Source organism: Rhizobium sp. SVR5-2C, from assembly GCF_056755115.1.
Map to the genome: position 1 here is coordinate 1 of NZ_JBNDHT010000746.1, position 201 is coordinate 201.

General features: G+C 56.2%; 1 pseudogene. It reads right to left on the reverse strand.

Annotation, left to right across the window (positions count from 1 at the left end):
- Positions 1 to 201 (reverse strand): annotated as a pseudogene (locus ACPYOI_RS37450) (IS110 family transposase); the annotation flags it as partial.

The window sequence follows — 201 nt, forward strand, 5'->3', positions numbered from 1 at the left end:
GCGATGCCATTTCAAAATCCGCCGATCCATGTCCAATATGCGCTGCTTCAGCAAGTCAACTTGATCTGCCAGTGCTGAGAGACATAGGTACGCCTCTGCCGGTATCTCAGTCTTTTCGCCCTTACGGATAAGATCAAGAAGTGCCTGCAGCCCATTGCGCCCGACGCCCGCGACGATGCCGAACTCGGCAAGATGGGCGCG